At 43.9% G+C, this 14960-nt stretch carries 11 protein-coding genes; 4 read left to right on the top strand and 7 right to left on the bottom strand.

The window, feature by feature from the left end:
* Positions 1-3: 3 nt before the first annotated feature.
* Entirely contained in the window at positions 4-2787 is a 2784-nt protein-coding gene (gene polA, locus ACUNWA_RS12220; protein ID WP_445592198.1) for a DNA polymerase I, read from the top strand.
* Positions 2788-3027: 240 nt separating this feature from the next.
* Here polA and ACUNWA_RS12215 read toward each other — a convergent pair whose 3' ends face one another.
* The 7 genes from ACUNWA_RS12215 to ACUNWA_RS12185 form a co-directional block, all read right to left on the bottom strand.
* Positions 3028-3867 carry a hypothetical protein gene (locus tag ACUNWA_RS12215; protein ID WP_445592197.1) on the bottom strand — a complete coding sequence of 280 codons (840 nt, stop codon included), beginning with the start codon at positions 3865-3867 and terminating at the stop codon, positions 3028-3030.
* Positions 3868-5187: 1320 nt separating this feature from the next.
* The gene (locus tag ACUNWA_RS12210; RefSeq protein WP_445592196.1) at positions 5188-5373 is read right to left on the bottom strand and encodes a YgaP family membrane protein; all 186 of its coding nucleotides are present in this window, start codon (positions 5371-5373) and stop codon (positions 5188-5190) included.
* A gap of 17 nt (positions 5374-5390) precedes the next feature.
* A complete protein-coding gene (locus ACUNWA_RS12205; RefSeq protein ID WP_445592195.1) occupies positions 5391-5702 on the bottom strand; it encodes a hypothetical protein in 312 nt (103 codons plus the stop codon).
* Positions 5699-8956 (bottom strand): efflux RND transporter permease subunit, encoded by a 3258-nt coding sequence (locus ACUNWA_RS12200; RefSeq protein ID WP_445592194.1) that lies wholly within the window; start codon positions 8954-8956, stop codon positions 5699-5701. The genes ACUNWA_RS12205 and ACUNWA_RS12200 overlap by 4 nt, the downstream gene beginning before the upstream one ends.
* Positions 8957-8965: 9 nt before the next feature.
* Positions 8966-10057, bottom strand: coding sequence for an efflux RND transporter periplasmic adaptor subunit (locus tag ACUNWA_RS12195; RefSeq protein WP_445592193.1), 1092 nt, complete (start codon positions 10055-10057; stop codon positions 8966-8968).
* Between the two features lie 14 nt (positions 10058-10071).
* Entirely contained in the window at positions 10072-11403 is a 1332-nt protein-coding gene (locus ACUNWA_RS12190; protein ID WP_445592192.1) for a TolC family protein, read from the bottom strand.
* 253 nt (positions 11404-11656) lie between these two features.
* Positions 11657-12607, bottom strand: coding sequence for a tRNA dihydrouridine synthase (locus ACUNWA_RS12185; protein ID WP_445592191.1), 951 nt, complete (start codon positions 12605-12607; stop codon positions 11657-11659).
* Between the two features lie 96 nt (positions 12608-12703).
* On the opposite strand from ACUNWA_RS12185, the gene ACUNWA_RS12180 reads away from it, so the two are divergent.
* The 3 genes from ACUNWA_RS12180 (at position 12704) to rnpA (ending at position 14917) form a co-directional block, all read left to right on the top strand.
* The gene (locus ACUNWA_RS12180; protein ID WP_445592190.1) at positions 12704-13693 is read left to right on the top strand and encodes a DUF4271 domain-containing protein; all 990 of its coding nucleotides are present in this window, start codon (positions 12704-12706) and stop codon (positions 13691-13693) included.
* 17 nt (positions 13694-13710) lie between these two features.
* Positions 13711-14460 (top strand): uroporphyrinogen-III synthase, encoded by a 750-nt coding sequence (locus ACUNWA_RS12175; protein WP_445592189.1) that lies wholly within the window; start codon positions 13711-13713, stop codon positions 14458-14460.
* A gap of 76 nt (positions 14461-14536) precedes the next feature.
* Positions 14537-14917 carry a ribonuclease P protein component gene (gene rnpA / locus ACUNWA_RS12170; RefSeq protein WP_445592292.1) on the top strand — a complete coding sequence of 127 codons (381 nt, stop codon included), beginning with the start codon at positions 14537-14539 and terminating at the stop codon, positions 14915-14917.
* The last annotated feature ends 43 nt before the right edge of the window (positions 14918-14960 follow it).

The following is a 14960-nucleotide window of genomic DNA, read 5'->3' as shown; positions in this document are numbered from 1 at the left end:
AACATGCCTGAACAGAATGAAAAAAATAACCGACTTTTTTTACTCGATGCCTATGCGCTGATTTACCGTTCGTATTTCGCGTTCATCAAAAATCCGCGTTTCAACTCAAAAGGGTTGAACACCTCCACTATGTTGGGCTTTGTGAACTCCCTGGAGCAGTTGCTAAACAAAGAAAACCCAACACATGTTGCCGTGGTTTTCGATGTGCATGCGCCCACCTTTCGGCACGAGCTGTTTGAAGACTACAAAGGCACGCGCGACGAAATGCCCGAAGACATTCGCAAAGCCATTCCCTGGGTTCGGAAAATTATTGAAGCCTACAACATTCCGATTTTGGAAAAGGAAGGTTTTGAAGCCGATGATGTGATTGGCACCCTGGCCAAGAAAGGGGAAAAAGCGGGTTACCAGGTGTTTATGATGACCCCCGACAAGGACTATGCGCAGCTGGTTTCAGACAATATTTTCATGTATAAACCCGGACGCGCCGGCGACGATGTGGAAGTGTGGGGCGTGGAACAGGTGAAAGCAAAATTTGAGGTTGATGAGCCGGAGCAGGTCATTGATATTTTAGGCTTGATGGGCGACTCGGCCGATAACATTCCCGGATGCCCCGGCATTGGTCCGAAAACGGCCATGAAACTCATTTCAGCCTACCATTCCATTGACGGCATCTATGAACATATCAATGAGCTGAAGGGCAAGCAAAAGGAAAACCTGGTTAATTACGAAAAACAGGTGCGTTTGTCGCGCAAGCTGGCCACCATTGTACTGGATGTTCCGGTTGATTTTGATGAAAAGTCACTGACCAAAGATGAAGCTAATTTGGAGGTTCTTCGCGATATTTACAATGAGCTGGAATTTCGTACGATGGCTCAAAAGCTGGGAGCACCCGAAAAGCCAGCTCAAGCCAGTTTTGAGCAAGGTACTTTGTTTGGCGGTAGCCAAGGTGCTGAGCCGGTTATGCGTACGGATTTAACGAATATTGAAAATACCCCTCATCAGTATTTTTTGGTCAAAGATGCTATGCAACGGGCCAGTCTTCGTGCCGAATTATCGGTGCAGGAAGAGTTTTGTTTCGATACGGAAACCACCGGGCTGGATACGCATACCGCCGAGTTGGTGTGCTTGTCGTTTGCCTTTAAAAAAGGAGAAGCCTACTGTGTAACGCTGCCTCGCCAGCGCGAAGAAGCTCAAAAGGTAGTGGAAGAATTTCGCCTGGTTTTTGAAGATGAGAACGTGCGTAAAATCGGGCAAAACATCAAGTACGATATCCTGATGCTGAAGCATTATGGGGTAGAGGTGCGAGGCCCGCTTTACGATACCATGATTGCGCATTACCTCATTCAGCCCGAATTGCGGCACAACCTCGATTACCTGTGCGAAACCTACCTTTCATATCAGAAAGTGGAAACCGAAAGCCTGATTGGCAAGAAAGGGAAGAAGCAGCAAACTATGCGTCAGGTGCCGGTTGACAAGCTAAAAGACTATGCTTGCGAAGATGCTGATTTGACTTTGCAACTGAAGTTAGCGCTTGATCCGGATCTGGATAAAACAGGTGTTCGCTCGGTTTTCGAAGAAATTGAAATGCCACTTATTCCGGTTTTAGCCGATATGGAAATGACCGGGGTAAGCTTGAATACCAAAGAGCTGGATGTATTTGCAGCCAAATTACGGACGCAAATCATTGACCTTGAAAAAGAGATTATTGAACTGGCCGGCGAAGAATTCAATGTTTCGTCACCTAAACAGTTGGGACCCATCTTGTTTGAGAAGCTGAACATTGTCAGCAAAACCAAAATGACGAAAACCAAGCAGTATTCGACTTCCGAAGAAGTGCTGAGCAAGTTGGTCGATAAACATCCCATTGTTCCGAAAATTCTGGAATTTAGGGGATTGAAGAAGCTGCTTTCGACATATGTAGAAGCTTTGCCGCTACTGGTGAATTCGAAAACTGGCAGGCTGCATACCAGTTACAACCAGGCCATTGCAGCTACCGGACGCCTAAGTTCGGCCAACCCTAATCTTCAAAATATTCCGATACGGGATGAAAATGGTCGCGAAATTCGACGCGCCTTTACCGCTTCGGATGATAAGCACGTATTCTTATCAGCTGACTATTCGCAAATTGAGTTGCGGATTATGGCCGCTCTGAGTAAGGATGAGCACATGCTGGAAGCCTTCCGCAATCAGCAGGATGTCCATTCAGCTACGGCCGCAAAAATCTATAAGATTCCGCTTGAAGAGGTGACTTCGGATATGCGCCGAAAGGCCAAGACAGCCAACTTTGGTATTATTTACGGCATTTCGGCTTTCGGATTATCTGAGCGGCTGAATATCTCCCGGAGCGAAGCCAAAGAGCTGATTGACGGCTATTTTGAAAACTTCTCAAGGGTGAAGGAATTTATGGATGAAAGTATCCAGCTGGCCCGCGATAAAGGGTATGTGGAAACCATTCGCGGACGCCGCCGCTACCTCAAAGACATTGATTCGGCCAATGCCGTGGTGCGTGGTGTGGCCGAACGAAACGCCATCAATGCGCCCATTCAGGGCTCAGCAGCCGATATCATCAAGCTGGCCATGATCAACATTTGGAAAGCGCTGAAAACGCAAAATCTGAAGGCTAAAATGACCTTACAGGTGCATGATGAATTGAACTTCGATGTTCCGAAAGAGGAACTAGAGCAGGTGAAAAAGATTGTTAAAGAGCAAATGGAGCAGGCCGTTGACATTGGGCTGCCACTTACGGTTGAAATGGATGCTGCTTCAAACTGGATGGAAGCGCACTAAACCAATTCAAGCCATTTGTGAAAAGGATCTATTAGGTAAATGTAAAAGGTACAATCAAAAGACGTTTTAGAACCAGAAAGTTGGCAGTCTGAATTTATAATTCCCTGTTTTAGAACTGCAATCTCTCTTGGTTCGAGCTTAGAAAATTAGAGGCTGGTTCTGAAGAACCAGCCTCTTTTGAGGAAGGGATAAGTAATAATTTTTTTCAATTCTTAGTAACTTTTGTTAGTCTAATTTAGTTTAGACAGGATAGAAACGAACTTTAATTAATTGACTTCCATTGTTCTGTAGCTGCCAGAAATAAGCAAGCTCACTGTAAGTAATGACCTCATCTGTCACACCATCTCCATCGGTGTCCAATTCAACAACAAGATCATCCAACCAATCCATGTAGTCAAAAATCCATTGGCCATTGGGACCACCGTTATATGGAAGTGGATAAGCTTCTTCTTCATCAATATAGAACAAGTCAGTCATGTCTTGCCAACTTCTTTTTACAGTAATCGACCCCAGATTTAAATAGTACCACAGCGAATCTATTTCATCAGCCGATACGTCCAGAGTTTCCTGTAAAGCTTCCAACCAGGCATCAATCTTAGCATCGGGAACATTTTTTTTCCCTCGGGCTGCTACAAATACCTGATACTTGCCAGGTCCTAGTTGAAATTCACATCCGTCACCGTCAAAGACAGTTCCGTCCAGTACAGCAAATTCCTCTCCCTGAGTCATATCGATTCTAATGCCAGGCAGAAATCCAACGTTTTTTCCTATGGTGTCCTTATGGTTTATTACAATGTTGTTTTGTTCGAGGTAAATTTTCCAACCTTCCGTATCTCTCGGAATAAACATTGTATGTCTGTCAGGATTATCAACAGTCTTATCATTCCAATCATTTTTCTTTCCTAACAAATTAAGTTCGTAGTGGGGGCCGTTAAAGTCGATAGCAACTTCATTTCCTTTTACTCGGTTGCTTTTTAGAGTTAGGTCATCATCCGGGATCGAATCCAATTCATTGCAAGATGATATTGCAAATACAAAAGCAAGGATAAAGATTAAATACTTCATAAGTTGATTTTTCATTATGGGTAAATTTAATGTGTTCCCTTCCCCAATGATTCAAATCTCATGAAAAGTTACGATAACTCACCGAAGTTATCAACAAAGCACTGTTGGTAACTGGTGTTTAAGTCCTTATTAATGAGCAAACAACCTGTTTTGATTATCAAGCATATATTTACATCGATCTTGTATTGATCGATCAAGAGAAACTAGCAGCAAAGCTTAAGAAGAGAAGTAATCTATTGCTAATGCGAAAAATCTGATGGATAAAACGTTAATTTACAAGGACTGGTTGTCTGCATTTTATGGGGGTGTCTGCCGGTTTTCTACCAATAACAGCTATTCATTATGAAATCAAATATGAAGCGTGCATCATCTTAGTTTGCAAATAATTAATTGGTGGAGCTGGAGCAGGTGAAAAGGATTGTGAAATAGCAAATGGAGCAGGCCGTTGACATGGGTTTGCCACTCGCGGTAGAAATGGATGCTGCTTCAAACTGGATGGACGCGCACTAGATAAAACCAAACGAGACGATCGCCGCAGCAATCGTCTCGTTTTAGTTTTAGCCGATCAGGCCAAAGTATTGCATGATGACTTTTAAAAGAATCAAAATGGCGATAAGACCTGCCATTCCAATTCCAAACCAGATGAAATCCTTGTTTGAGTTTTTTGTTACTTCGGGTTTTTTATCTTGCTTTCCATGTTTATTTCGTGTTATAAAGTGAATAGGTAGCGATCTCTGCGCGAGATCACAATGATTGATTCTGAGGGCTGATTAGCCACATCAGGCTTTAGGGGTGCGAATGGAAAAGGAAGACTAACACAGCAAGGCATGTCCGCGGATAAAGAGTGGAACAGGGGCCTCATGATCAATTAAAAAGAAGCTTAAACGTATGGTGTTTCGAAAACTGAAATTCCGGGGAACAACTTGGGTTGGGAACAGTGAATGCAAAAAAGGATGTAGGTTTTCGCTTGTTGTTTCACCACTGTTGCTTTCCTGATTGAATAAAAATAAGGGCGGCATTCTGGTTAGCTGAATGCCTGATTGATGTTCAACAAATGCGATATGCTTGCCGCCAACACAGTCGGTTGGCTTTTCGGAAGCGGTAAATACCCAGAGCAAGAAAAAGAAATCGGATTAATTGTTTCATCATCATCGCGAAGATCTGCTGCAAAGCTTGATTATCCTTGCAGCAGATGTTCGCGTTGAGCTTAAAATTTAACGTTACCAAGCCAGCTCGTGGGGCGCATGGAATCGGTCTCCCTTCTGTTTTTAGACCTGAACCCGATTAACTCTAAATAAAAAAGGATTGCAACACGCTGGTTGCAACCCTTTATTTTTACTTTTCGACGCCTGACTTTTTCAGAATAATTTCTAAAGGACAGAATTTGGTGAAGGATGACTGAAGTAGGTTTAAACCTACAAATGCTGTTAGTATTAGCCAATTGTCGTTGACAAATACGGCTAGAAGTACACTTGCCGTGATTAAGAATCCAGCCACGGCTCTCACTACTCGTTCTCTCATATCGTTTTATTTTTGATTTAAACAAATTTCTCAACTCCAACAATGTAGGCGTTTATCGGACTCATTTCTTCAATACTGTGGTTAAATTCATCAATCCGTTCCAGCAATTTTTTGGCCTTGTCGTCGGCCAAAAACATAAAGGAAACCATGTAGTTATACGGATTTTTCTGGGCTGCAAACCAGTTGGAAAGATCTGTCGTTCCATCGGCCTGCTCCATGAAACCTTCGACGTCCATTTCGCTGTAGGCATTTATTTTAATACTTTTCAGAATCTGTTGCAGCTCCGGGTGGTAGGCTTTTACCGATTGAATAATTACAAATTTCATCATGATTGTTCGTTTAAAGGTTCATTAAATTGATCTTCATGGTCTGCTTCAACGGGTGTTTCTGCTACCGGATATTTTTTGCGCTCGGTCATGTAATAAATCAGTGGCACAATTACTAGCGTTAGGAAGGTCGAAGCAATCGATCCGCCCATCAGCGAGATGGCCAGCCCTTGGAAAATGGGGTCAAACAAGATAACCACTGCACCAATCACCACCGTTCCAGCGGTAAGCAGAATTGGGGTTGTTCGCACCGCTCCGGCTTCAATTACGGCTTCCTTTAAGGGGACGCCATCGGCTAACCTAAGATTGATAAAGTCAATCAGCAGAATGGCGTTTCGGACCATAATTCCGGCCAGCGCGATTAGTCCAATCATGGATGTTGCCGTAAAGAAAGCACCCATCAGCCAGTGCCCGATTAAGATACCAACCAGTGACAGCGGAATGGAGATCATCATGACAAAGGGTACTTTGAAGTTCTGAAACCAGCCAATAATGAGCAAGTAGATTACCAATAGCACGACGGCAAAAGCGGTTCCCAAGTCGCGGAATACCTCATAGGTAATTTGCCACTCACCATCCCATTTCAGACTATAATTGTCTTCAATGAATGGTTGTTGGGTGAACTCTTCGTTGAGCGTATAACCTTCCGGAAGCTCGATTTGGCCCAGGTTTTCAGACATGTTTAGAATGCCGTATACCGGGCTTTCCAGTTCTCCGGCAATGTCAGCCGTGACATATACCACCCGCTTTTGATTTTTGCGGTAAATGCTCTTGTCTTGCAGCCCTTCTTCAATCTCAACCACATCTCCCAAAGCAACCATTTGCCCGGTTGGACTCATGATATTTACTTTTTTCAGGTCGTTGATGCCGGAACGTTCCTGTTCTTTAAAGCGAAGAACGATGCCAATTTGCTCATGTTCCTTTTCCTGATAAAGCTGGGTAACCTCATGGCCACCCAAAGCCATTTGCAGGCTATGGACCACCTGTTGAGTGGAGAGCCCGAGCAAGGCTGCCTTTTCTTTCAGCACATTGAACTTATATTCTACCTGATCGTCTTCCATGTGCCAATCAATGTCGACCACATCGGCTGTTTCGGCAAACAAATCTTTTACTTGTCGGGCTACTTCCATCTGTCCCTCGTAATCTGGTCCGTACACTTCAGCAACGAGTGTTGACATAACGGGAGGACCCGGTGGAACTTCAACGACCTTCACGTTGGCCTGGTATTTTTTACCCAGCCGTTGCAGTTCGGGGCGCATTAGTTTGGCAATGTCGTGACTCTGCAATTTTCGGTCGCCTTTATCGGTCAGGTTCACCTGAATATCGGCTACATTCGATCCGCTTCGCAAGTCATAGTGACGCACCAATCCGTTAAAATTCATGGGGGAGGCGGTACCCACATACGTTTGGTAGTCCACCACATTTTCCTGTTGTGCAATGTAGGCTGCCAGCTCTTTGGCAACAACAGCTGTCCGCTCCAGTGTGGTTCCTTCGGGCATGTCAACAATGACCTGAAACTCATTTTTATTATCAAACGGAAGCATCTTAACGGTCACCATTTTAAAGTAGACAAGCGTTGTAGAGGCCAGTAAAAGAAAAGTTACTCCCATGATGAAGGTCCAGCGTTTCCAGGGAGATTCCAGCATGGGGCGCATGGTTTTGGCGTAAAGCTTGTAAATGACGCTATCTTCCAAACGGAATGCTTTTTTCTCCTTGTCTTCCTTCTCATTCGTACGGAGCAAGCGATAAGCCAGGTACGGGGTGATAGTCAACGCTACCAGCAGTGAGAATATCATGGCGATGGATGCGCCAATAGGCATGGGGCTCATGTAAGGGCCCATAAGTCCGGACACAAAAACCATGGGCAGTACCGCAGCAATCACAGTGAAGGTTGCCAAAATGGTTGGGTTACCTACTTCGTCGATGGAGCGCAAGGCTGCCTGGATGAACGGTAATTTTTTCATTTTAAAGTGACGGTGCATATTTTCGGCAATAATGATGGAGTCGTCCACCACAATTCCGGTGACAAACACCAAAGCAAACAGGGTAATCCGATTCAAGGTGTAGTCCAGAAAATAGTAGCTAAACATGGTTAAGGCGAAGGTGATGGGTACTGAAAGGAAGACCACCAGACCACCACGCCATCCCATGGCCAGCATGACCACAAAAGTAACAGCGACAATGGCTCCCAGCAGGTGCATCAAGAGCTCAGCCACTTTGTGCGAAGCGGTTTCACCATAGTTGCGGGTAACATCCACCTGAACATCATCGGGGATGAGGTTTTTCTCCAGTAAGTCAATTTTTTTCAGAATAGCATCCGATACCTTCATGGCATCAGCGCCGCGGCGCTTGGCAATGGAGATGGTGACTGCCGGATATTCGCCCCGGAATTCATCTTTTTGCTCATGGATATCGCCGAAGCCAAAATTCACGTATTGAACGGGTTCTTGCGGACCATCCAACACTTCGGCTACCTGTTTCAGGTATACCGGGCTTCCGTTGTGAATGCCAACCACCAAATTGGCTACATCGTCGGCATTTTTCAGAAACTCGCCAGCTTCCACCAGGTATTCCTGATCATTGTTGTTGAAGGCTCCGGCATTGAGCTGGGTATTGGCCAGTTGAATTTTTTGGGCGATGCTCAATGCGTCCACCTGGAAGCCAGCCATCTGCTCGTTGTTCAGTACCACGCGCACCTGACGTGACCGGCCACCTATGATTTTGGTTTCGGAAACATCATTGACTTGTTCAATTTCATTGTTAACCTCCTGCGCGATTCGGCGCAGTTCATAGTCGTCGTAATTTTCACTCCAGAAGGTCAATCCAAGTACGGGAACATCGTCAATCGAGCGGGTCTTTACTAAGGGTAGGCTCGTTCCTTTGGGCATTTGATCCATGTGTTTCATGATCTCGTTGTACATTTTCACCAACGAGCGCTCCACGTCTTCACCCACATAAAACTGAACGATCAACATTGCTTGTCCGGGCATAGAAGTAGAATAGACATATTCAACCCCGGGAATGTTAGCCACCACTTTTTCGAGCGGCTGCATGACCCGTGATTCAATTTCTTTAGGACTGGCCCCGGGGTAGCGGAAGAAAATATCAGCAATGGGAACATCTATTTGAGGTTCCTCTTCCCGCGGGGTTAAGTAAGAGCTGTAGATCCCAATGGCCAAAAAAGCAATCATTAATAGGGGAGTCAGCTTTGAATTTATAAATTGTTTGGCGATACCGCCTGCAAATCCTGTCTTCATGTTTCTTTCTTATTTATTTTCCACTAATGCGCCATCAAACAATTTTCCGTTTGAAGATTGAATATATGTTTCGCCATCGGCCAGGCCCGAAAGAATCTCGATGGAATCACCGACGGTTGTTCCGGTTTTCACCCAGCGAAGCAAGGCGTGTCCGTTTTGGCCTACTGCATACAAACCCACCAACTGGCCTTTGTTAATTAAGGCCGACTGGGGCACCATAATTTGTGGTTGCGTGCCTTTTTCGTAGAATACGGTGGCGTACATACCGCTGTATAATGTCGCTTTTTGAGCAGCTACATTGGCTAAAATTACTTTGGCTTCGAACTGGTTGCCGGTATTGGCCGACGAAGGGTTTATTTCAGCAATCACTCCGCTCAGCTGTTGGTCGTTCAGCGCGTTAAACTGTACCTTGACAGTATCGTTGAGCTGTAAGTGGGCAATATTGGCTTCCGGGATGCGGGCAATGACTTTCCATTGCGAAGGGCTTTCGATGCTTAGCAAGGGCATGCCGGGATTGGCCATGTCGCCTTCCTGAACAAATTTGCCGGTAATCACACCGTTGTATGGTGCACGGATGCTTGCATAACGAAGCGATTCTTCTACTTCCTTTTGCATTTGATTAACGGCTTCCAGCCGGGCCTTTACCATTTGGTAGTGGGTGCGGATGTCATCGATCTCTTTGTCCGACGCACTGTTGGCAGCGTATAAGGCTTCAAAGCGTTTCAGATCTTTTTCGGCGCTTTCAAAAGCCGTGCGGGCTTCTACTTTGTTGGCTTCCACCTGAGCTTTCTTGGCGAGAATATCCTGATTGCGGATTTGCAACAACAAATCACCTCGTTTTACCTGTTGCCCTGGTTTCGCATAAATGCGGCTCACCTGTCCCATCATGCGGGTGCTTAGGTTGGCTATTTTTTCAGCTTCCAGTTTGCCGGAGAAGCTGTGAATGACGGGGTAGTCTTTTAACTGAGCAACGGCCAGTTGTGCTTCAACTTTCGTTTCTGAAACCGTTTCTTTTTGGTCTTTATTGCCACAAGCGGAAACTAAAATTCCTAAGGCAAGGGTCGCTAATAGCGTAGCTTTTTTCATCTTATTTGTTTTCATTCTGGTCATGGCTTTTATTCGTTCATATCTTTTTCAAGCAGTAACTCCATTTCGAAAACTGCTTGTTTGTAATTATAAATTGATTGGATGTAATCCAGATTCTTTTTTGATGCCAAGGCTTCGGCAATTAATAGGTCAGTTGTTTTTTCCAGCCCTTGCTCAAAGCGGTTGGTGCGAATTCGCAGCGACTCAGCAGCTTGTTCTTTGGCAAGTTTACTGGAATGAATTTGTTGGAAGGTTAACTCCAGCTTGCGTTTGGCTTGGTTGAGCTGCATCTGGCTTTGAGACAGGTAGTCCTGGTATTGGTATTCGGCTTCGTCGAGCTGTGAGCTGGCTTGCTGAACACTTCCTATGTTTTTATATCCGCTGAACAAATCCCAGGTTAAACTGGCGCCCACCATGTAATTGTTGGCCGACATGCCTATGATTTCCCGGTCATTCCATTCGTAGGCACCAAAGGCATTCAGACGTGGAATGAATTTCATTTTTTCTGAACGAAGCATATTTTCTCCGGCTTCAATTTGTTTCTGTATGGCTTGGAGATCAGATCGCTGTTCCAGTTGTTCGGCGCTGACATTCCAGTTAAACAGCGAAGGCTCGCGGGTCATTGAGTCGGTGAGCTGAATGTTCGTACCCAGGTCCATGCCTAGTAAATGAGCCAGGTATTCGCCAGCAGCTTGCTGTTGGTTTTCTGCTTCGTTTAGCTGGTTTCGGCGTTCTTCAAAGCGAACCGATGCTTCCAGCACATCTGTGTGTTGTACAAATCCTTGATCTTCATTGTTTTTGGTTAGTTTGAGTGCTTCTTCAGCCACTTTAACCGATTGCTTTAAAACGTTTACTGCCGATTGGGCCAGCTCTAATTGAAAGTACGCTCTTTTAACTTCGTAGCGGATTTGTTGATGTGCCCGGTTACTTTGTAAGGCCATTGCTTCGTATTGGTTCTTCGCCGCTTTACGGGCATACAATCCATCAATGTTAAGGATGGGTTGCTGAAGCTCAATTTGGGTACTGTAGTTCTCAATGGCGTCCGGATCGTTCAGTGTTGCCGGGGCAAAATCAGCTTGGGTGACGATCTCCTGTTTGAGCTTGAAACCGAACGATGATAACGGATCGTTTGTTTTTACGCCGGTGTGGCTCACGGACAAACCGGGTAAAAAAACGGAGTTGGTCATTCGGTAGGCTCCTTGCGCGGCTTTTTTTCTGGCTTCGGCGCTTTTTGCGGCCAGGTTATTATCTTTAGCCAGTTCCAGCGCCTCATTTAAGCTGAGGGATCTTGTTTGTGCCATGGTGATGAATGGCAATCCAAGACTCAGGAACAAAACATAAGTGTGTAATTTTTTTCTCATACCTTTCAGTCATTTTGATTTTCTGATAGGACAAAAGTAATACTTTGTATGCAAGTATGTAGAAATATAGATGTATGAATTATTGAATAAATGTTAACGCAGCTGTTTTATGGAGGAATAGAAAGTGTATCTTTTTTTTTTGCAAAACATATAAGAGTCTGTAGTTCAATACAAACAAGTGAGTAGGAAACGGATTGGCCTGAACGAGAAAGGGAATGTTAAATTTACATTACCGGCCTGTTTCTGTTGCAATTCAGATTGATTTTTGAGAAATGGCGGGATAAATCTCAAGAAAGCGAGCAAGTTTTGAAGCCTTCTTTATGGGTTTATAAGTTTTGGCCGGATTGGGGAAGCTATTAGCAAAATAACTCCAAAACTGTTTCATTTTTATCAATACATGACCGTCATCCTGATAAGTCGCTCGATAGGCCTCTAATAGTTGTTTGTGAAATTGCATTTTTAATTGAAGGGCTTCCTGCTCGCTGATTGTTTTGCCTTTTAATCGGTCGATTAATAATGGATCGCTTAACACGCCGCGGCCAATCATCCACTCTTTTTGGTTCGGAACCAATTGTCGTATTTCATCTAAATCATCTTTGGAAGAAATATCACCGTTGTAAACAAGTGGTTTGTCGGATTGGGCGGCAAGTTGGGCAAACAGTTCCCGGTTCGCAGTTCCTTTATAAAGTTGTTTCGCTGTTCGTGGATGATAAATAAGCTTTTCAAAGGGATACTTTTGGAGCAATTCAAACTGCTTCAGTATGGTTTGCTCATCGGTCATTCCTGATCGGAACTTAACCGACACGCTGAAGTCAAAATCAGAAAATAAAGTATCTAAAACGCCTTTAAGCTGCTCCGATTTTTCCAGCAAGCCCGTTCCGCGCCCTCGCTTGGTGGCCATGGGGTAGGGGCAGCCGAGGTTTAGGTTAAGCTTCGAATATCCCATTTGTGCAACCTCTTGAGCCAGTCGTCTTAGTTCGTCTACATTGGAGCACAGGATTTGCGGAACTACCGGCAACCCAACGTTATTTTCGGGTAAGCAGTCGCGTAATTGGCTGTTTCTGATTTTTTGTCCCGGACCGATAGCCAGGTAGGGGATGTAAAATTCATCGACCGACCTGAACAGCTGATGATGGCACCGCCGATAAGCAAAGTCGGTAAAACCCTGTAGGGGAGCTAAATAAAAATGATGGTCTAATAACATCGTCCGGTTGATAACTATTTTTGCTACAAAGGTAGCAAGCCCGCTATTTTAACCTTGGAAATTCCTATTTTTGTATGAAAATTATCTTTGGTTGGAATGTTACAGCAAGCACTTCAAAATGATACCCTTCAAAAACAGCTGAATCAGCCTGTTGATACGGATTCCTCCGGGCTTATTCATGTGCCAGCTAAGTTGATCCAATCGGAGTCCATTCGCAAGCTCGATTCCATCAATCAAAACGATAGTACGCACACTGTTGGAAATCAAGTTGCTAGCCAGACGCGTTCGACGATCCCAGGAGCCAGCTTGCGCTCAGGGCGAACAAATGCTTCCGAGCTTCCGTTAGCCAAGCCAATTCAGGCGCAGAAGGTTGAAACTCACACGGAGCAGCCGTCAATGCCGGGAATTGGCTTACCTGAAAAATCATTTTTGCGCGAAAAGCCCGATTGGATTATTGGTGTATTTATAATGGCGTTCATTTTACTGGCTACGGTTCGTCTGTTTTTTAATAAGTATTTGAGTCAGCTTTTTCATGCAGTCATCAATTATTCTACTTCCAGCCGACTGTTTCGAGACCGGTCTATGAGTATTACGCATGCGTCTTTTCGACTGGATCTGATTTTTTACTTAATATTCAGCATTTTTATTTTTCAATTTTTCGACGAATTTAACCTATCGATTGTATCAAGTAGTTTCAAGACTTATCTCATCATTTTGGCGGTGGTTATTGGCTATTATCTTTTCAAAAGATTGGTCTATTTATTCTCCGGCTTCCTTGGTGAAAGTACGACGGAAACGACAGAATTTCTGTATAATATGCATCTTTATAGCCGGATTTTAGGATTGTTTTTAATTCCGGTGAGTTTAATTATTTCTTTTGGATCTTTGCAGAATCCACGACTGGTAGTATTTGTAGGAGTATTTGTTTGCGTGGTCTTTTATTTCTTGTTGTTATTTCGTGGCGCTAAAATATTAATTACAAAACATTTTTCTATTTTTTATTTGATTTTATACCTTTGTACCCTTGAAATTTTACCGTTGATTTTTATCTGCAATTTGGTATTGGTTAAAAACGGGATTAAATAATTTAAAAGTTTTATAACTTGAAAATCAAGAAAATATTAGTTTCGCAGCCAAAACCTGAATCTACAAAATCACCTTATTTTGACTTGGCTGAAAAGACGAACGTACAAGTAGACTTCAGGCCATTTATTCAGGTAGAAGGTGTTTCCGGGAAAGAATTCAGACAAACAAGAATTCAGATTCTTGATCATACTGCTGTGATTTTCACTAGTCGCACCGCTATTGATCATTTCTTTCGAATTTGTCAGGAAACCCGGGTCACTGTTCCCGACTCTATGAAGTACTTCTGCATATCAGAAGCAACTGCTTACTATTTGCAAAAGTATATTGTCTACAGAAAGAGGAAGATCTTTTACGGCGTTGGTCGTTTTGACGAACTGATTGAAGTGATGAAAAAACATAAGAATGAAAAATTTCTTGTTCCGTTGTCACACATCCACAAACAAGAAATTCCTCTAGCACTCGATAAAGCAGGCTATAGTTACACCAAAGCTATTCTTTATAAGACGATTAGCAGTGACTTGTCTGATTTGAAAGATGTGAACTACGATATTTTGGTTTTCTTCAGTCCGTCCGGTATTAAGTCGCTGATGCAGAATTTTCCGGATTTTGAGCAAAATAGCACCAAGATCGCTTCTTTTGGACCAACTACAGCTAAGGCTGTTGCAGATGCTGGACTTCGTCTGGATATTCAGGCACCAAGCTCTGTGGCACCTTCAATGACCATGGCTTTGGAGCAATTTATTAAGAAGCATAACAAGACGAACTAAAGGATTTTATTCGACAAATAATTGATCTGAAAGGGGAAGTTTATTCCCCTTTTTTTATTGTATTTTCGTGATTACGATGCATACTTTCAAGCTTACAAAAAAGGAACGACTTTGCAGCACCAAGATGATTGGAAAGCTATTTGAGCAGGGGGCGTCATTCTACATCTTTCCGTTGAAAGTGGTGTATCTACCAATGGCTTTGCGCGGAACTCACCCGATTGAAGTGAGCTTTTCCGTATCAAAGCGAAATTTTAAGCATGCCGTCGTTCGTAATTTGTTAAAACGGCGTATGCGTGAAGCTTTTCGTTTAAACAAACCCGATTTTTACGAGAGACTGCCAGAGGGCACGCAGGTGGCCGTTATGATCATTTATACCTGCAAGGAGGTTAAAGACTATCGTGCCATTGAAAAAGGGATGCAGAAGGCGCTGAAAAGGCTCGGCGAATTGCTGCAATAAAAAAAGGGACCGCCATTGGCAATCCCCTTCATTCTATAGGAGT

It is taken from the genome of Sunxiuqinia sp. sy24, from assembly GCF_052677165.1.
This window is presented reverse-complemented; position numbering and strand designations above follow the sequence as displayed.

Bases quoted from the DNA above. Each gene is read 5' to 3' on its own strand.
- ACUNWA_RS12210 (WP_445592196.1), bottom strand. From the start codon at position 5,373: ATGAGAGAACGAGTAGTGAGAGCCGTGGCTGGATTCTTAATCACGGCA.
- ACUNWA_RS12200 (WP_445592194.1), bottom strand. From the start codon at position 8,956: ATGAAGACAGGATTTGCAGGCGGTATCGCCAAACAATTTATAAATTCA.
- ACUNWA_RS12205 (WP_445592195.1), bottom strand. From the start codon at position 5,702: ATGATGAAATTTGTAATTATTCAATCGGTAAAAGCCTACCACCCGGAG.
- ACUNWA_RS12195 (WP_445592193.1), bottom strand. From the start codon at position 10,057: ATGAAAACAAATAAGATGAAAAAAGCTACGCTATTAGCGACCCTTGCC.
- ACUNWA_RS12215 (WP_445592197.1), bottom strand. From the start codon at position 3,867: ATGAAAAATCAACTTATGAAGTATTTAATCTTTATCCTTGCTTTTGTA.
- ACUNWA_RS12180 (WP_445592190.1), top strand. From the start codon at position 12,704: ATGTTACAGCAAGCACTTCAAAATGATACCCTTCAAAAACAGCTGAAT.
- ACUNWA_RS12190 (WP_445592192.1), bottom strand. From the start codon at position 11,403: ATGAGAAAAAAATTACACACTTATGTTTTGTTCCTGAGTCTTGGATTG.
- polA (WP_445592198.1), top strand. From the start codon at position 4: ATGCCTGAACAGAATGAAAAAAATAACCGACTTTTTTTACTCGATGCC.
- rnpA (WP_445592292.1), top strand. From the start codon at position 14,537: ATGCATACTTTCAAGCTTACAAAAAAGGAACGACTTTGCAGCACCAAG.
- ACUNWA_RS12185 (WP_445592191.1), bottom strand. From the start codon at position 12,607: ATGTTATTAGACCATCATTTTTATTTAGCTCCCCTACAGGGTTTTACC.